Genomic DNA, 18,322 nt, shown 5'->3' with positions numbered 1-18,322 from the left:
ATCCGTTCAGAAAGGCAGGCACCTCGTTGACACAATGCAACCCTCCCAGCGGCGTGGCTTCATGTGCCCACTGCGGTAGCGCACTAGCGTGGCATCCGTGACTGTCAACGGTAGGCCGCGTCAGAATGAGGCAGGTGGCATCCCCGAACGATTCGAGGAAGCGCTCCTGTCCCTTCGCGACGCGCCCCGCCCCCGAGGGCTCCTCATGGAGGAGGTGCCCGCCCCCAAGAAGCTGGCCCCCTACTCCGCCGCCCTGAGCGCCGAAACCGTGGAGACAGTCGGCGCCACCCCCGTGGCCACCGGACGCTTCGTCGTCCTGCACGACCCCGACGGCCAGGAGGCCTGGGACGGGGACTTCCGCATCGTCGTGCAGGCGCGCGCCCGCATCGACGACGAGATCGGCATGGACCCCGTCTTCGAGTCTGCCGCCTGGAGCTGGCTCACCGACGGCCTGGAGGACTCCCGCGCCGGCTACCACTCACTGGTCGGAACCGTCACCAGGGTACTGTCCGAGACCTTCGGTGGGCTGACCCTCACCGACTCATGCGCCCACGCCGAGATCCGGGCGTCCTGGTCCCCCACGACCCCCCAGCTCGGCCCCCACCTCACCGCCTGGCACGAACTCCTGCTGGTCGCCTCCGGCCATGAACCGGCCGCAGTCCACCCCCTCACTCTCGCCGGAGCCGGAAGGTGACGCCCCGCCGCACCGGCGTGCCCCGCCCAGTTGCTTCCTCGGCCGTGCCCCGCCCAACTGCTTCCTCGGCCGTGCCCCGCCCAACTGCTTCCTCGGCCGTGCCCCGCCCAGCCGTCCCCCCTGGCACAACAGATCACCCCATCAATCCGCACGACATCGTCGACTACCCCCGTCCCAAGGACGGGCTCCCTGAGATCACCGCCACCCCCACCCAGCTGAACCGAGCCGCTCAGCTCCTGGCGGCCGGTCGGGGCCCCGTCGCCGTCGACGCCGAACGAGCCTCCGGCTTCCGCTACGGACAGGACGCCTACCTCATCCAGCTGCGCCGGGACGGCGTCGGCACCCTGCTCATCGATCCGGTCACCGCCGGGCCCCTGACCGAGCTGGCCACAGCCCTCGACGGACCCGAGTGGATCCTCCATGCCGCCGACCAGGACATCCCCTGCCTGACCGCACGCGGCCTGAAGGCCGCTTCCCTGTTCGACACCGAGCTGGCGGCCCGCCTCCTGGGCCGGCAGCACGTCGGGCTCGGCGCCGTCATCGAGGAGACCCTGGGCCTGCGCCTGGCCAAGGACCACGCGGCCGCGGACTGGTCCACCCGGCCCCTGCCCGCCTCCTGGCTCACCTACGCCGCCCTCGACGTCGAGCTGCTCATTGACCTGCGCGATGCTCTGGCCACCGAGCTCGAGGCGGCCGGCAAGGACCAGTGGGCCGCCCAGGAGTTCGAGCACGTGCGCACCAAGCCGGCCAAACCCGCCAAGGTCGACCCATGGCGCAAGACCCCGCGAGCAGGAAGCTCCGTGCGATCCCCCCGCTCACTCGCCATCCTGCGCGAGCTGTGGAACTCGCGCGAGCAGCTGGCCGCAGAGCTCGACCGCACCCCCTCCAAGGTCCTCCCCCACCAGGCACTGGTCGCCGCCGCCGTCGCCCGGCCCCGGTCACGACGCAAGATGAGTGCCCTCAAGGAGTTCTCCTCCCGTCAGGCCCGCCAGAACCAGGAGCGCTGGTGGAGAGCCATCGAACGCGCCCTGGAGCTGCCCGACGACGAGCTTCCCCCCACCCGCGCACCACTGGCGCCCGGCGAGCTCCCCCATCCGCGCTCCTGGCAGCGTCACCACGCCGCGGCCGCCGAGCGGCTGACCGAGGTACGCGCGGCCATCAGACAGCACGCTGAGGAGATCCGCGTGCCCCAGGAACTCCTCCTGACCCCGGAGTGCCAACGTCATCTAGCTTGGGACCTCGGCGCGGAGATCGAGGCCGGTCGTACCGGCAGAGTCACTGCTCAGGAGATCAGTGAGCGTCTGGTCGCCATGGGGGCCAGACCGTGGCAAATCGAGCAGGCCTCCCCCGCTCTCGCCGCAGCACTGGGCTGACGCGCCATCACGCGCATACCACAGTGCGCCGCCCACGGTGACGTGGACGGCGCACGACGTGATTCTCCTCAGAGGAGCTCGGCTCGAGAAACCAGTGACCTTCGCTGGCCTCAGTGGACCTCGAAGCCGTAGGAACGGAAGATGGCGCGAGTGGACTCCACCAGTTCCGGCTCCGGGGGCCTGGTGTCACGAAGCTGGTACGTCAGTCCCAGGGCGTCCCACTTGTCGGTACCCATCTGGTGGAAGGGCAGCACCTCGACGCGGCTGACCGAGCCCCAGCGCTCGATGATTCGGGCCACGTTGTGGACGTTCTCAGGGGCGTCCGTCAGGTCTGGAACCAGCACGAACCGGGCCCAGATCTCGATCCCTTTGGCTGCCAGACGGTCACCGAAGGTGATGGTCGGGGCCAGGGAGCGCCCCGTCACCTTCTTGTAGGTCTCCTCGTCACCGCTCTTGACGTCGAGCAGGACCAGGTCGATGTTATCGAGCATCTCGTCACTGGCATTGGCACCCAGGAATCCTGAGGTGTCGATGCAGGTGTGGATGCCCATCTTCTTGGCCCCGGCCAGGAGCTTGCCCGCGAAGGCCGGCTGCATGAGGACCTCACCGCCCGACAGCGTGATCCCGCCCTTGGACGCGCGGAACACCCCCCGGTAGCGGCGCATGCGGCGGAGAAGCTCCGAGGCCTCCACCGGTTCCCCGTCCTTCATGAGGAAGGTGTCGGGATTGTGGCAGTACTGGCACCGCAGGGGGCATCCGTTGAGGAAGACCGTCATCCGGGTGCCGGGGCCGTCCACCGCGGTCACGAGCTCCCAGGAGTGGATCGAGCCCAGCTCGCCATCGCGCATCCGAGCCAGGCGTTCCGAGCGTTGAAGATCCGTCAGCTCCTCGAGCCCGCCGATGCCCGCACCGCGCAAGCGAGCGGCCGGGGCCAGGAAGTCCTGGTCCCGACCGCCGTCGCGCACGGTCGTCGTGGTCTGCGTCATGACCGCTCGCCGTGCTCCAGGGCTCAGGCCTGGGAGTGGAAGGTGCGGTGGAGGACGTCAAGCTGCTGCTCGCGAGTCAGCTTGACGAAGTTGACGGCGTAGCCGGAGACGCGAACCGTGAGGTTCGGGTAGTTCTCCGGGTGCTCCATCGCGTCCTCGAGGGTGTTGCGGTCCAGGACGTTGATGTTGGCGTGGTACAGGCCCTTGACGCCGCCGTTGTCCTGACGCTGTGCCTTCATGGAGGCGAGGCGCTCTTCGTACGTGGCCATGGTGGCCCCTTTCTGAGGTGATGTGATCGATGTGTGGAAATTGCTGCGGTGTGATCGGCCGGATTGAGCGGCTCGATCAGATCTCGGCGCAGTCGTCGGGGACGAAGCCGGCATCGAGAATGCCCACAAGGTTGGCGACGCGCTCGTCGAGCGTGCGACCCAGTCCCTGCGGGGTGATCGTGTTGGTCAGCGAGATGCCGTCGAGGGCGTCGTTGTAGTCGAGCTTGCCGACACTGAGCATCGAGGCAACCATGCCGTGGGTGTCCATCCCGTTCTCCGGGTTGGCTCCGGGAGAGAAGGGGGTGCCCTTCTGGTGCCCCGAGGGGAAGGAGCCGGTTGCCTTGCCGTAGACCACGTTGGAGGTGATCGTCAGCACCGACTGGGTCGGGATGGCGTCCCGGTAGAAGGGCTGGGCCTTGATCTTGGACATGATCGTGTGGACCACGGTGGCGGCGATGTCGTCGGCGCGGTCGTCGTCGTTGCCGTAGATCGGGAAGTCGCCCTCGGTGACGTAGTCGACCACCAGGCCGGTCTCGTCGCGAACCGGGGTGACCTTGGCGTACTTGATGGCCGCCAGCGAGTCGGCCACGATCGACAGACCGGCGATGCCGCAACCCATGGTGCGCACGATGTCGGAGTCGTGCAGCGCCATCTCGATGGACTCGTAGGCGTAGCGGTCGTGGCAGTAGTGGATGATGTTGAGGGCCTCAACGTAGGTGGCCACCACCCAGTCGAGCATCTTCTCGTACTTGTCCCAGACCTCGTCGAAGTCGAGGGGGCCGTCGCCCTCGATGCCGGGCAGGCCGGTGACGACCTGCTTGCCGGTCATCTCGTCACGACCACCGTTGATGGCGTAGAGCAGGGCCTTGGCGGAGTTGACGCGGGCACCGAAGAACTGCATCTGCTTGCCCACGCGCATCGGGGACACGCAGCAGGCGATCGCGGCGTCGTCGCCCCAGTGCTCACGGATCTGCTCGTCGGCCTCGTACTGGATGGAGGAGGTCGTAATCGAGATGAGGGCGCAGAAGTCCTTGTAGCCCTGCGGCAGGTTCTCGTCCCAGAAGATCGTGATGTTCGGCTCCGGGGCAGGACCGAGGTTGCGCAGGGTCTGCAGCAGACGGAAGGAGGTCTTGGTGACCAGGGCGCGACCGTCCTCACCGAAACCGGCGTCGGACCAGGTGGCCCAGTAGGGGTCGCCGGAGAAGATCTGGTCGTAGTCGATGGTGCGCAGGAAGCGGGTGATGCGCAGCTTCATGACGATGTTGTCGATGAGCTCCTGGGCGCGGGTCTCGTCGATGACCCCGTTGCGCAGGTCCCGCTCGAAGTAGATGTCCAAGAAGCCGGAGAGCCGACCGATGCTCATGGCGGCGCCGTCCTGGGACTTCACGGAGGCCAGGTAGGCGAAGTAGGTCCACTGGACCGCCTCGTGGGCATTCTTGGCCGGGCCGGAGATGTCGTAGCCGTAGGTCTGAGCCATGACCTTGAGCTTCTTGAGCGCCTTGATCTGCTCGGAGTGCTCCTCGCGGTAGCGGGCCCAGTGCTCGGAGAAGGGCTTGTCCGCCACGGCGTCCTTGGCCTTCTGCTTCTGCTCGATGAGGAAGTCGACGCCGTAGAGCGCCACGCGGCGGTAGTCACCGATGATGCGGCCGCGGCCGTAGGCGTCGGGCAGACCGGTGATGATGTGGCTCGAGCGCGCCGCGCGGATGCGCGGGGTGTAGATGTCGAAGACCGCGTCGTTGTGGGTCTTGCGGTAGCGGGTGAAGATCTTCTTGACCTCGGGGTCGACCTCCTTGCCCGCCTCCTTGATGGCGGTCTCCACCATGCGCCAGCCGCCGTTGGGCATCATGGCGCGACGCAGCGGGGAGTCGGTCTGCAGGCCAACGATGACATCGTCGTCCTCGCTGATGTAGCCGGCCGGGAATGCGTCGATGTCGGCGGGGGTGTGGGTGTCGACGTCGAGGATGCGGACCTTGCGCTCCTCGGAGAGGTAGTTCTTCTCCAGGGTGTCCCACAGACGCAGGGTCTTGTCCGTGGCGTCGGCAAGGAACGAGGCGTCGCCGTCGTAGGGGGTGTAGTTGCGCTGGATGAAGTCGCGGACGTCAATGTCCTCGGTCCACGGTCCGGTGCCGAAGCCCTCCCAGGCGTCATTGCCGCTCGCCGTGGTGGCAGATGTTGTGACCTCAGTGGTCATCCGTGCCCTCCTCATGTGGGTGACCGGAGAGCCACCCGGTTGTGATCGCCCTTTGCGAGGCGAGGCGGCACATCGGCGCGCCGTCGATCTCAGACTAGAACTCAGAGAATGGCTTGTGGGTCGCTGGTCCCAAGAAGAGCCGGTTAGATGACTCACAGGTCGATCACGGCCCTCGCAATCCAGGACATAAGTCCCTGTATCGACTCCTCAGGAGAATCTCCGCCACCAGCCACCAACTCCCTCCAGCCTTCGACAACGAAGACGAATGGGGCCGCGTTCCCAGCGCATCAACCTATCGGAATGATTAGGACAGGTGTCCCATCGGATTCCTGTTACCGTGCGGGGAACCGGAGCCGAGGCGCCGCCTCCATTGCCCTACTCGTGCCCTACTCAGCCCTAAGGTCCTGGTCGGTGCAGGTGCCAGAGACGCTGTCGGCGGCTCTGCGGGCCGCCCGGGCGATATCGGCCGCGCGCATACCGAAGTCCTCCATCAGCTGAGCACGGGTGGCCGTGTCGACGAACTGTCGCGGCACGCCGATGCGACGGAAGACCGGCCAGCCCCCGGTACCACTGTGATCGGCCCGGTACTCCTCGACCGCGTCACGCAGCTGGGAACCAATACCGCCTTCGACCAGACCGTCCTCGACCACGACGACGACATCAACATCTGCAGCGGCCGCCACGAGAGGAGCCGGGGCCGGAATCACCCAGTGCGGATGCACCACGGTGACGGCGTACCCCTCCTGCTCAAGGAGCCTGCCGGCCTCGTATGCCTCGGTGGCCATGGCACCCACACCCACCAGCAGGATCCGCGCGCCGCCAGCCGGCGAGCGGTTCTCGAGCAGGACATCGACGACGTCGAAGGAGCTCGCGGGCGGCGGCGTCTCCTTGAGCACCGGCTCCTCGCCGCACTGCGCTTCTTCCGCCCCCGGACCGAGGCGTCGCAACGCGGTCAGGGGCTCGGGCAGCGCGCCCTTGGGGTAGCGCACGACGGTGGGGGAATCGTCAGTGCTCACGGCTGTGCGCAGGCTCTCGCGCAGCGTCGCCTCGTCGCGGGGGGCCGCCAGGCGCAGACCAGGAACGTGCGCCAACAGCGCCATGTCCCACATGCCATTGTGGCTGGCCCCGTCAGTTCCCGTGATTCCGGCCCGGTCCAGGACGATCGTCACTCCGGCCCGGTGCAGAGCGACATCCATGAGCACCTGGTCGAAGGCGCGGTTGAGGAAGGTGGCGTAGAGGGCGACCACCGGGTGCATGCCGGCGAAGGCGAGGCCGGCGGAGAAGGTCAGCGCGTGCTGCTCGGCGATGCCGACGTCGATGACCCGCGTCGGCATCTCATCGGCCAGGGGCTGGAGGCCCACCGGGGCCTGCATGGCGGCGGTGACCCCGACGATCCTGTCATCACCTCGGGCCAGGGAGACGATCTCCTCGGCGAAGACGGCGGTCCAGCCGAAGCGCTCGGCCACCACCGGCAAGCCGGTCTCGGGATGAATCTGGCCCACCGCGTGGAAGCGGTCGGGGACGTGCTCCTCGGCCGGGGTGTAGCCCCGCCCCTTCTCGGTGATGACGTGGACGATGACCGGCTCGGCATACTCGCGGGCACGAGTAAGGGCGAACTCGACGGCCGTGATGTCGTGGCCGTCGACCGGTCCGGTGTACTTGATCCCCAGATCCTCAAAGAAGGCCGAGGGAACCAGGACGTCCTTGAGCCCCCGCTTGAGTCCGTGCAGGGCGTCGAAGGCGGCCCGGCCGGGGACGCCCTGCGACAGGAGCGTCCGCTTGACCCCGGACAGGACACGCTCGTAGCCGGGATTGGTGCGCAGCGCGTCGAGGTGGTGGGCCAGTCCCCCGATGGTGGGGGCGTAGGAGCGGCCGTTGTCGTTGACGACGATGACCAGGTGGCGGTCCGAGGAGTCGGCGATGTTGTCCAGGGCCTCCCAGGCCATTCCCCCGGTCATGGCCCCGTCCCCGATGACGGCGACGACATGGCGCTCGTCGTGGCCCTGCAGGTGGTTGGCCCGGGCGATGCCGTCGGCCCAGGACAGGGAGGTGGAGGCGTGGGAGTTCTCCACGACGTCGTGGACGGACTCGGCCCGTGAGGGGTAGCCGGACAGGCCGCCGCGCTCGCGCAGATGGGTGAAGTCCTGACGACCGGTGAGCAGCTTGTGGACGTAGGCCTGGTGGCCGGTGTCGAACACGATGGTGTCCCGCGGGGAGCGGAAGGTGCGGTGCAGCGCGATCGTCAGCTCGACGACCCCGAGGTTGGGGCCGAGGTGGCCGCCGGTGCGCGCCACTGAGGCGACAAGATGCTGGCGGATCTCCGAGGCGAGCGTCACCAGCTGCTCGCTGGTGAGCCGATCGAGGTCGGCGGGCTTGCGCACGCAGGGCAGGAGCGCCTTGCCGGTCTGTCCGGCGGGCCCTGCCGGGCGCTCGGCAGCTGCTGGCACGGTGCGCCTCCTTGTCGAAGGTGGTGACGAGTTGTTCGTGTCGCTCAAGAGCGAGCCGCGGCGGGTCGCTGAAGCGGCACTCGGGACAGGGTAGCCGTTGACGAGGCGAAGGGGTCTTCCCAGGAGTCTCCTTCCCGGGCCCGGGGACCGCCAGGCTTCCCGGACCGACGCTTCTAAGCGATCCAAGGGTGCTCAGCATAGAGCCGACCCGACCACTGTGCGGCCGCGTGTCACGCGGGTCACGGCTGAGCACGTACTGTATGCCTTGGGCGTCGAACCGTCCGCGCCCACCGATCCGCGGCGTCGTTCCTGATCGCCCGACCGCCCCTCAGGACTGCCCTCCAGGAGGAACCATGAGCACCACAGCCCCTTTCGGTACCTGGCCCTCGCCCATCACTCCAGGCACCATCACGACCCGGACGGTCCTGCTCTCCCAGGTCCGTGTGGACGGCGCAGACACCTACTGGGTGGAGCAGCGCGCCTCACAGGCCGGCCGCAACGTACTGCTCCGCCGCAACGGCGACGGCCAGATCGGCGAGGTGCTTCCGCTGACACCCGCCGACGAGCTGGTCGATGTGCGCACCCGGGTGCACGAGTACGGAGGACGGGCCTACGCCGTCGACAGCGGGATCATCGTGGTCTCGCACGCCGGGGACGGGCGCCTCTACCGGTACGACGTGGCGCACCGCATGCGAGGCCTGGTCCCGCTCACGATCTACGGGGACGTGCGACACGGCGACCTGGAGATCGACACGGGCCGGGGCCTGGTCTACGCCGTCCGCGAGGACCACCGAGGCGGCGGCGAGGCCGTGAACACCCTGGTCGCAATTCCCCTGGACGGCTCGGCCGCCCGCGATGACTCCCGCGTGCGCACACTGGTGTCGGGCACGGACTTCGTGGTCGCCCCGACACTGTCCCCCGACGGCGAGCACCTGGCCTGGATCACCTGGGACCACCCGGGGATGCCGTGGGACAACGCCAGCCTGCACGTGGGGGACCTCGGCCCGGACGGGACCCTGGGCGAGCAGACGCTGGTGGACGGCGGCAACGGGCACTCGGTCTCCGAGCCCCGATGGACCGAGGAGTGCGAGCTGGTGCACGGCTCCAACGCCTCAGGCTTCTGGAACCTCTATCGCACCGAGGGCTTCCCGGTGCGCGGCACCAACCGCACCGGCTGGTCGGAGAGGCTGCGCACCCGGCCACTGCACCCGGCCGAAGCCACCTTCACCACCCCGGCCTGGCAGCTGGGGCCGCATTCCTTTGACGTCCTTGACTCCGAGCACATCATCACCTCCTGGGCTCGTAACGCGGTCTCGCACCTGGGGACCATCAAGCTCGCCAACGGGGAGCTTGAGGAGTGGAACGTGGGGTGGCAGCCGATCGGCAACGTCGCCTCCAACGCGGGTCGCGTCGTCATGCTGGCCTCCAACGAGATGTCGATGCCCAGCATCGTGGAGGTCAAGAACGGCGCCGTGCAGGTGCTGCGCGGCTCAGGCGAGTTCGTGCCCGAGGGCACCGGAGTGTCCTTCCCCGAGCCGGTCTCCTGGCCCACCAGTGACGGCGCCACCGCCCACGGCTTCTACTACCCGCCGACCTCGGCCTCTCACACGGGCCCCGACGGCGAGCTGGCGCCACTGATCGTCAACGTCCACGGCGGTCCGACCGCCACGGCCGTCCCCGGCTATGACCTGCGTATCCAGTACTGGACCAGCCGGGGCTTCGGCTACTTGGACGTCAACTACCGCGGCTCCATGGGTTACGGGACTGGCTACCGCAAGGCCCTGGAGGGCAAGTGGGGCATCTACGACGTCGACGACTGTGTCAACGGGGCCCAGCACCTGGTCGACGCCGGGCTGGTGGACCCGCGCCGTATGGCGATCCGCGGAGGTTCGGCCGGGGGCTTCACGGTGCTGTCGGCCATCACCCGTTCCTCCGTGTTCACCGCGGCCAGCTCCTGCTTCGGCGTGACCGATCTCAAGAGGCTGGTGCGCACCACCCACAAGTTCGAGTCGCACTACATCGGTCAGCTCATGGGCACGCAGGACATCGACGACCCGGTACTCGATGAGCGCAGCCCCATCAACCACATCGAGGACATCAACGTCCCGCTGCTGCTCATCCAGGGCTCGGAGGATCCGATCGTCCCGGCAGAGCAGGCCACCGCCATGTACCAGGCCCTCAAGGAGGCCGGCGCCCCAGTGGCCCTCGAGGTCTTCCAGGGTGAGGGCCACGGCTTCCGTCTGGCGGCGAACATCCGGCGGCGTTATGAGGCCGAGCTGAGCTTCTACCGCCAGGTGTGGAGGATCGGCGCCGCTTCCTCCGAGGCCGAGGGGCAGGACGAGGAGACCTTTACGGTCAAGGTGGAGAACCTGCACTGATGGATCGCGTCTGGGAGAGGCTGTCTGCCCCCCTGTCACGGCGCACAGGCAGCCTCTTCCGCCATCATCGCTTCGGCCTCTACATCCTGGCGGTGGTGGTAGGACTCGCTTCGGGGCTGGGTGCGGTGCTGTTCCGGCTGGGGATCGACGCCTGGTCCCAGCTCCTGAGCGGAGCCGACGACTACACCCTGTCGATGGGGCCCTCAGTCGGGCTCCTGGCGCCGTTGGGGGTGTGGTTCGTCCTGGTCGCCCCGGTGCTCTCCGGTCTGCTGACAGGACCGTTGATGTCCCGGCTGGGTCGGACACCCACGGGTCACGGGGTGGCCGGCGTCATCTGGTCAACTCGTCACGGCGACGGCACCATGGCGCCCCTGCCGGCTCTGGCCGCGACGACGTCGGCCGCGCTGACGATCGGTGGCGGGGGCTCAGTCGGCCCGGAGGGGCCGATAGCAGAGCTGGGCGCGTCGACGGCAAGCATCATCGGACGGGGGCTGCGGCTGCGCCGGTCCTCGATCCGTCATCTGGCAGCCGCCGGAACGGCCGCCGGCATCGCCTCCGCCTTCAACGCACCACTGGCGGGGGCCTTCTTCGCCCTGGAGGTCATCCTCATGGGCTTCAGTGCCGACGCCTTCATCGTCATCGTCCTGGCCTGCGTGTCCTCGACCGTCCTGTCGCACCACCTGCTGGGAACGACACTGTCGCTGTCACTGCCCTACCTGGACCTGTCCGGTGACGCCCAGCTGGGCTGGGTCGCGCTGCTGGGCATCGTCGGCGGAGGCGTCGGTATCGGCTTCATGCGTCTTCGCTTCGTCATCCTCGACGCCCTGACCCGCGCCTGGCAGCGGTTGGGTGTACCGATCTGGGCACGCCCGGGCATTGGCGGGCTGGCGGTCGGCGCAACCGTGCTGGTTCTGCCCGAGATGTACGGCGAGTCATCAGCCGCTCTCAACCGGGCGCTGGCGGGACGCTACGCCCTGACGCTGCTGCTGGTGCTGTGTGTGGCCAAGATGCTGGCGACCTCCTTGACCCTGGGGATGGGTTTCGTCGGCGGGGTGTTCGCCCCGTCCCTGTTCATCGGCGGGACGCTCGGCGCTGCCTTTGGCACACTCGTGGCTCCCAGTTACGCGCCTGCCGCCGGGGTCTTCGGGGTCATCGGCATGGGCGCGGTCTTTGCCGGTGCGGCTCGCGCCCCGATGACGGCGGTCCTGCTCATCATCGAGATGACCGGGCAGCACGCGCTCCTGGTGCCCCTCATGCTGGCCACGGTACTGGCCACCTTCATCAGTAGGTTCCTCTCGCGCGGCACGTTGTTCACCGAGGAGCTGCGTCGTCGCGGAGAGGATGTCGAGGATCCGATGTCCACCACGCTCCTGGGGCGAACCCGCGCCAGGCGGCTCATGGGGGACCCACCCGCCACGATCCAGTCCACGGCGCCGCTCAACCAGGCCGCCTTTGTGATGAGCCGGCGTGGTCTCTCAGCCCTGCCCGTGGTCGTTGCCGGACAGAACGGAGCAGACGAGCTGCTTGGCTGCGTGACGGCCGCCCAGCTCGCCGGAGCGCTCCTGAGCGAGCAGTCCGACGACGCCTCTGCGCGGCCGGCGACAGTGGCGGACCTGTCGCTGGTCCGTGACCGTCTGCACTGCGAGGACGAGGCGACCGACGTGCTTCAGGCCCTGACCGATACGCGCCTGGAAGGGCTTCCAGTAGTCGCCCGCGCCGAAGGCTCCGGCGCGGAGGAGCTGGTGGGCTGGGTGTCCCAGAGGATCGTCGTTGAACGGGTCTACGAGGTCCAGGCCCAGGCCCGCGCCGCTGCCGCCGCCTACACCTCCTGGGGCTCACGGCTTCAGGACAAGTGGCACTCCCGCCCTGTTCCTCCGCGCAGAATCGGAAGGATCAGCCGCATCAGCCGTATCAGCCAGCGCAGCTCGCGCCGTTCCCGACGCCGGTGAGAGCCCACCGGGGCTCGATGCGCTCAGGAGCCGTTCAGGGCGCGCCTCACCGGTCCCGGCCACTGCGCAGAGTCTTGTGAGTCCGGCCCTCCTGGACCGCCCGGGCCTTCTCGGTGATGCTCTCGGTGAGGGTGTCGGACAGCTCGGTGATGCGCTCGGCGTTGGCCACGATGCGCCGGGGGTCAGACATCCACATCCACGCAGCGGCGACCACCGGGAGGATCGCAGGCAGGTACCACCGGGACCGGCCCCAGTGCGCCCACACCAAGTCGCTGAGCTCGGCAGGAGAGGAGGCGGGCAGGGTGAGGATGCCGATGAGCACCGCCATGGTGGCCAGTGCCCCCAGGCACATCCAACCGATGTTGCGCATCCGGCGCCCGTTGTGGGCCACGCAGACGGCCAGCAGGATGTACAGACCGCCCCCCAGGAGGTTGAGGGACCACACCGCGGGCTCCTCGTCGGGGCTTCTCAGCAGCGTGGTCAGAGAGGGGATGAGAAGAATCGCCCCGAAGACGGCGAAGACACCGACCAGAATCCGCCCCCACCCGTATGCGGGACGACGGGTGTCTTGAACCGGACGTACCGATGAGCGCTCGTCCATGAGGAACGACCTTTCCATGTGATGACCTTCGGCACGCGCAGCACCGGTTCAACCTCCAACCAATGCCAGAACGTTACTATTCACAACGTGAGCACCATTAAGTTGACCAAATCCCTGAACGCACGCGCCTCGGTGGAGGATGATCGCAAGGATACCGACCTCAGCAGTCAGGCCGAGGTTGACACGGTTGAGGAAACCGAGAGCTCCGAGGCTCCCGAAGCCGGGGACGGGGCCGGTTCGGCAGGGACCGACGTCACCGGGCAGGACCTGAAGCAGGACTCCGACTCCGAGGCCTCCCAGGCTCGGGAGGGCGACACCGGCAGTGCCACGGGCAGCGGATCCGACGAGGCTTGCGGCCTCGAGCCTGAGGACGCCTCCAGCACCGAGGCCGAGGTGCTCGTCCTGGCCGCAGCGCCGGGCCGGGACGGGGCCAAGGCCCCCGAGATTCTCCTGGAGGGCCTCGAGCCACCCTCGAGCACCGCCCTGGAGGGCCTGGACGTCAACGCTCTGGTGACTCTGCTACCGGCTCTGGGTTTCTCAGGTGCCCAGGACTCGGTGGTGCGCCTGCCCTCCTCGGCGGTGACCACCCAGGGCTACCGGGGGCCGGCGACGATCCTCGTGGTCGGCGTCGGAACGGGCTGGGCCGACACCGACCCTCTCGCCATGACCGCCGACGACGAGGCCGCGCTGGGCTATGACCAGACCGGCCTCCTGCGTCGAGCCGCCGGACGCGCCACCCGAGCACTGGCCGGGACCGACTCCGCCGTCCTGGCACTGCCCGCCCTCTGCGAGGAGCAGCTCGCCGCCGTCGCACACGGAGCCGCTCTGGGCGCCTACTCCTGGAACGCGACGAAGAATGAGGACCGCCCCGGGCAGGAGAAGACCTCGACGCGGACCTCGCCGCTCACGAGCATCTCCATCGTCTCCTCCCTGGCCGACACCCCCGAGGGGCAGGAGGCGCTGGCGGGAGCCCTGGCGCTGGCCCAGGCCACGGCACTGACCCGGGATCTGGTCAACGAGCCTCCGAACCGGCTGACTCCGGAGGTCTTCGCCGAGAGGGCCCGCGCAGCCGGGCAGGAGGCCGGCATCCGCGTTGAAATCTGGGACGCCCCCGCGCTGGTCGAGCAGGGCTTCGGGGGGATCCTCGGCGTGGCTCAGGGCTCGGTGCACCCGGCGCGCCTGGTCCGTCTGGAGTGGTCGCCGGAGCACGCGGCCAAGGCCTCCGGCGGGCAGGCGGGCTCACAGGCCGAGGGCGACGGAGCAGCCGTCCGCCCCAAGCACGTAGCCCTCATCGGCAAGGGCATCACCTTCGACTCCGGCGGTCTGTCCCTCAAGCCGGCCTCCTCCATGCCGGAGATGAAGTCCGACATGGCGGGGGCCGCCACCGTGCTGGGCGCCATCGTCACGGCCGCGCGCCTGGCGCTTCCCATCCGCGTCACCGCGTGGCTGGCGCTGGCCGAGAACATGCCCGGCGCCGACGCCCAGCGCCCCAGCGACGTCATCACGATGTTCGACGGCACCACCGTGGAGGTGACCAACACCGACGCCGAGGGGCGCCTGGTCATGGCCGACGCCCTGGCACGGGCCGTCACGGAGGAGCCCGATGCCGTCCTGGACGTGGCCACCCTCACCGGGGCGCAGATCGTGGCCCTGGGCGACCACGTGGCCGCCGTCATGGGGACACCGGACCTTCGCGAGGAGGTCGTCGCCGCGGCGCAGCGGGCCGGGGAGTCCTTCTGGCCGATGCCGCTGCCGGCGCACCTGCGCGCCACCCTGGACTCGCCCTTCGCCGACCTGCGCAACACCAAGGTCGGCTCGCGTGCCGGCGGGATGCTCTCGGCCGGGCTGTTCCTGCGCGAGTTCGTCGGGCGCCGGCCGTGGGCCCACCTCGACATCGCCGGTCCCGCCTACAACGACTCCTCTCCCTGGGGCCTGACTCCGACCGGCGGGACGGGTATGGGGGTCTCCACCCTGGTGGAGCTGCTCCGTTCGCTGTCCGCCGAGGTCAGCATCCTTTCCTGAGCCCGCGTCCAGCGGAGGTGAGTTGACGACGAGCCGTGCCGGGGCCTCATACGAGCGCCCCGGCACGGCTCGTTGCCGGAACCACCCATGAACGGTGATGCGTCTCACCCCGTTTTCAGGACTCTGGTCCCTAAACAGCAACCCCCGTGGCTCCTGCACTCCCTCTTCAGGTGGAACAATGGCCCCGTGCCGAGCCGCCCTCCGTGGGCGACGTGACCAACCAACAAGGAGTGAGTTCGTGACAGAGACCGTCTACGACATGGTCATTCTGGGCGCGGGATCAGGGGGCTACGCCGCCGCCCTGCGTGGCGCCCAACTGGGCCTCAAGGTCGCCCTGATCGAGGCGGACAAGCTGGGGGGCACCTGCCTCCACCGCGGCTGCGTGCCCACCAAGGCCCTGCTGCACGCCGCCGAGACCGCCGATGCCGTGCGCGAGGCCGCCACGGTGGGTATCAAGGCCGCCTTCGAGGGCGTGGACATGCCTGGCGTCCAGAAGTACAAGAACAGCATCGTCTCGCGGATGCACAAGGGCCTGGAGGGCCTGGTGTCCTCGCGGGGCATCGACCTGATCCAGGGGTGGGGACGTTTGGTGGCCGCCGACGCCGTCGAAGTTGACGGCCGTCGCATCACCGGCCGCAACGTGGTCCTTGCCTCCGGCTCCTACTCCAAGACCATCGGCCAGGAGATCTCCGGAGGCGTCATCACCTCCGAGGAGGCCCTGGAGATGGACCACGTCCCCGCCTCGGCAGTGATCCTGGGCGGCGGCGTCATCGGGGTGGAGTTCGCCTCGGCCTGGGCCTCCATGGGCAGCCAGGTCACCATCATCGAGGGACTGCCCCACCTGGTGCCCAACGAGGACGAGGCGATCTCCAAGCAGCTCGAGCGCGCCTTCCGCAAGCGCAAGATCACCTTCCGCACCAACACGATGTTCGAGTCGGTCGAGCGCCACGACGGCGGGGTGACCGTGCGCACCCAGGATGGCAAGACCCACGAGGCCGAGGTCCTCCTCATCGCCGTGGGCCGCGGACCGGCGACCGCCAACCTCGGCTACGAGGAGGTCGGGGTCGCCATGGACCGCGGCTTCGTCCTGGCCGACGAGTACGGCCGCACCAACGTCCCGGGCGTGTGGGCCGTGGGTGACATCGTCCCCGGCGTCCAGCTCGCCCACCGCGGCTTCGCCCAGGGCATCGTTGTGGCGGAGAAGATCGCGGGCCTGGACCCGACCCCGGTCGACGACGTCCTGGTCCCCAAGGTGACCTTCTGCGAGCCCGAGATCGCCTCGGTGGGGCTGTCGGAGGCCAAGGCCGCCGAGATCCACGGCAAGGAGAACATCACCTCCGCCGAGTTCAACGTGGCCGGCAACGCCAAGAGCCAGATCCTGGGGACGCAGGGCTTCGTCAAGCTCGTCTCCCTCAAGGACGGCCCGATCCTGGGCTTCCACGCCATCGGCGCCCGCATGGGCGAGCAGGTGGGTGAGGGCCAGCTTATGGTGTCCTGGGAGGCCGACGCCGACGACGTCGCCGCCCTGGTCCACGCCCACCCCACCCAGAACGAGACCCTCGGCGAGGCCGCCATGGCCCTCGCCGGCAAGCCGCTGCACAACCACGGCTGATCCAGCTAGACGAGAGTAAGGAAGACAGCAATGTCAGAGTCCGTGAAGATGCCCGCTCTGGGTGAGTCCGTCACCGAGGGGACGGTCTCCTCCTGGCTCAAGGCCGTGGGAGACACCGTCGAGGCCGACGAGCCCCTGCTGGAGGTCGCCACCGACAAGGTCGACACCGAGGTCCCCTCCCCCGCATCCGGCGTCCTGCTGGAGATCCGCGTCCCCGAGGACGAGACCGTCGAGGTCGGCACCGTCCTGGCCATCATCGGCGACCCCTCCGAGGCGGGCTCCGCCCCGGCCCCGGCCGCCCCCGCGCCGCAGGCCGCACCCGAGCCCCCGGCTCCCGCCCCGGCCCCGGCCGCTGAGGCCCCGACCCCCGCCGCCCCGCAGGCCGGCGGCTCGGCCGAGGGCACTGAGGTGACGATGCCGGCCCTGGGTGAGTCCGTCACCGAGGGGACGGTCTCCTCCTGGCTCAAGGCCGTGGGAGACACCGTCGAGGCCGACGAGCCCCTGCTGGAGGTCGCCACCGACAAGGTCGACACCGAGGTCCCCTCCCCCGCATCCGGCGTCCTGCTGGAGATCCGCGTCCCCGAGGACGAGACCGTCGAGGTCGGCACCGTCCTGGCCATCATCGGCGACCCCTCCGAGGCGGGCTCCGCCCCGGCCCCGGCCGCCCCCGCGCCGCAGGCCGCACCCGAGCCCCCGGCTCCCGCCCCGGCCCCGGCCGCTGAGGCCCCGACCCCCGCTGCCCCGGCTGCGACCGAGGCGCCTGCAGCCGCCGCCCCGGTGAGCTCTGGAGCCTCGGGTTCCTACGTCACGCCGATCGTGCGCAAGCTCGCCAAGGACAAGGGTGTGGACCTGTCCACCGTCACCGGTACGGGTGTGGGCGGACGCATCCGCAAGCAGGACGTGGAGGCTGCTGCCAAGGCCGCTGAGGAGGCCCGCGCTGCGGCAGCCGCCCCGGCCCCGGCTGCTGAGGCGTCGGTGCCTGCCGCCGCGGCCAAGCCGGCCTCGGCCAAGCCCGAGGTGGACACCACCCTGCGCGGCCGCACGGAGAAGATGAGCCGACTGCGTCAGGTCATCGCCGATCGCATGATCGACTCCCTGCAGACCTCCGCCCAGCTGACCACCGTCGTCGAGGTGGATGTGACTCGTGTGGCCGCGCTGCGGGCCCGCGCGAAGAACGACTTCCTGGCCAAGAACGGCACCAAGCTCACCTTCCTGCCCTTCTTCGTCCAGGCGGCCACGGAGGCCCTCAAGGCCCACCCGAAGATCAACGCCTCCATCGAGGGCAAGAACGTCACCTACCACGATGTCGAGCACGTCGGCATCGCGGTGGACACGCCGCGCGGCCTGCTCGTGCCGGTGGTCAAGAACGCCGGCGACCTCAACATCCCCGGGCTGGCCAAGCGCATCAACGACCTGGCCGCCCGCACCCGGGACAACAAGGTCAACCCCGATGAGCTCAGCGGCTCGACCTTCACGATCACCAACACCGGCAGCGGCGGTGCCCTGTTCGACACCCCGATCATCAACCAGCCGGAGGTCGCGATCCTGGGGCTGGGCGCTATCCAGCGCCAGCCGCGCGTCATCAAGGATGCCGACGGCGGCGAGGTCATCGCCATCCGCTCGGTGTGCTACCTGGCCCTGTCCTACGACCACCGACTGGTGGACGGCGCGGACGCGGCCCGCTACCTCATGACGGTCAAGAAGCGCCTTGAGGAGGGCGACTTCGGCGGCGAGCTGGGTCTGTGAGCCTGCGCTCGGCCCGCTAGGCCGTCAACAACGGGGCCCCGCACCATCACGGTG

At 69.1% G+C, this 18,322-nt stretch carries 12 protein-coding genes; 7 read left to right on the top strand and 5 right to left on the bottom strand.

Going from position 1 to position 18,322, the window contains the following annotated elements:
- Positions 1-88 precede the first annotated feature (88 nt).
- Both AXE84_RS10505 and AXE84_RS10500 read left to right on the top strand, forming a co-directional pair.
- Complete coding sequence (locus tag AXE84_RS10505) at positions 89-694, top strand: DUF3000 domain-containing protein (RefSeq protein ID WP_060957832.1); 606 nt, start codon at positions 89-91, stop codon at positions 692-694.
- A 98-nt stretch (positions 695-792) separates the two neighbouring features.
- Positions 793-2,067: an HRDC domain-containing protein gene (locus AXE84_RS10500; RefSeq protein ID WP_081093153.1), complete on the top strand. Its 1,275-nt coding sequence runs from the start codon at positions 793-795 to the stop codon at positions 2,065-2,067.
- Between the two features lie 110 nt (positions 2,068-2,177).
- Here the strand turns inward: AXE84_RS10500 and pflA are convergent, their stop codons facing one another.
- The 4 genes from pflA to dxs form a co-directional block, all read right to left on the bottom strand.
- Positions 2,178-3,053, bottom strand: a complete 876-nt coding sequence (pflA, locus tag AXE84_RS10495) for a pyruvate formate-lyase-activating protein (protein ID WP_060957831.1) — start codon at positions 3,051-3,053, stop codon at positions 2,178-2,180.
- A gap of 23 nt (positions 3,054-3,076) precedes the next feature.
- Positions 3,077-3,322 (bottom strand): autonomous glycyl radical cofactor GrcA2, encoded by a 246-nt coding sequence (gene grcA2 / locus AXE84_RS13375; protein WP_009406209.1) that lies wholly within the window; start codon positions 3,320-3,322, stop codon positions 3,077-3,079.
- 76 nt (positions 3,323-3,398) lie between these two features.
- A complete protein-coding gene (locus AXE84_RS10485) occupies positions 3,399-5,513 on the bottom strand; it encodes a pyruvate formate lyase family protein (RefSeq protein WP_060957830.1) in 2,115 nt (704 codons plus the stop codon).
- 386 nt (positions 5,514-5,899) lie between these two features.
- Positions 5,900-7,960: a 1-deoxy-D-xylulose-5-phosphate synthase gene (gene dxs / locus AXE84_RS10480; RefSeq protein WP_060957829.1), complete on the bottom strand. Its 2,061-nt coding sequence runs from the start codon at positions 7,958-7,960 to the stop codon at positions 5,900-5,902.
- 353 nt (positions 7,961-8,313) lie between these two features.
- Here dxs and AXE84_RS10475 point away from each other — a divergent pair, with 353 nt between their 5' ends.
- A complete protein-coding gene (locus tag AXE84_RS10475; RefSeq protein WP_060957828.1) occupies positions 8,314-10,338 on the top strand; it encodes an alpha/beta hydrolase family protein in 2,025 nt (674 codons plus the stop codon).
- On the top strand, positions 10,338-12,287 hold the full coding sequence (locus AXE84_RS10470; RefSeq protein WP_060957827.1) for a chloride channel protein: 1,950 nt from the start codon (positions 10,338-10,340) through the stop codon (positions 12,285-12,287). Before AXE84_RS10475 ends, AXE84_RS10470 begins: the two co-directional genes overlap by 1 nt.
- A gap of 46 nt (positions 12,288-12,333) precedes the next feature.
- Here the strand turns inward: AXE84_RS10470 and AXE84_RS10465 are convergent, their stop codons facing one another.
- Entirely contained in the window at positions 12,334-12,888 is a 555-nt protein-coding gene (locus AXE84_RS10465; RefSeq protein ID WP_010615338.1) for a hypothetical protein, read from the bottom strand.
- 21 nt (positions 12,889-12,909) lie between these two features.
- On the opposite strand from AXE84_RS10465, the gene AXE84_RS10460 reads away from it, so the two are divergent.
- The 3 genes from AXE84_RS10460 (at position 12,910) to sucB (ending at position 18,268) form a co-directional block, all read left to right on the top strand.
- Positions 12,910-14,910, top strand: coding sequence for a leucyl aminopeptidase (locus AXE84_RS10460; protein WP_081093152.1), 2,001 nt, complete (start codon positions 12,910-12,912; stop codon positions 14,908-14,910).
- A gap of 238 nt (positions 14,911-15,148) precedes the next feature.
- The gene (lpdA, locus tag AXE84_RS10455; RefSeq protein ID WP_060957826.1) at positions 15,149-16,522 is read left to right on the top strand and encodes a dihydrolipoyl dehydrogenase; all 1,374 of its coding nucleotides are present in this window, start codon (positions 15,149-15,151) and stop codon (positions 16,520-16,522) included.
- Positions 16,523-16,552: 30 nt separating this feature from the next.
- On the top strand, positions 16,553-18,268 hold the full coding sequence (sucB, locus tag AXE84_RS10450) for a 2-oxoglutarate dehydrogenase, E2 component, dihydrolipoamide succinyltransferase (RefSeq protein ID WP_060957825.1): 1,716 nt from the start codon (positions 16,553-16,555) through the stop codon (positions 18,266-18,268).
- The last annotated feature ends 54 nt before the right edge of the window (positions 18,269-18,322 follow it).

Source organism: Actinomyces oris (assembly GCF_001553935.1).
Taxonomy (GTDB): Bacteria; Actinomycetota; Actinomycetes; order Actinomycetales; family Actinomycetaceae; genus Actinomyces; species Actinomyces oris_A.
This window is presented reverse-complemented; position numbering and strand designations above follow the sequence as displayed.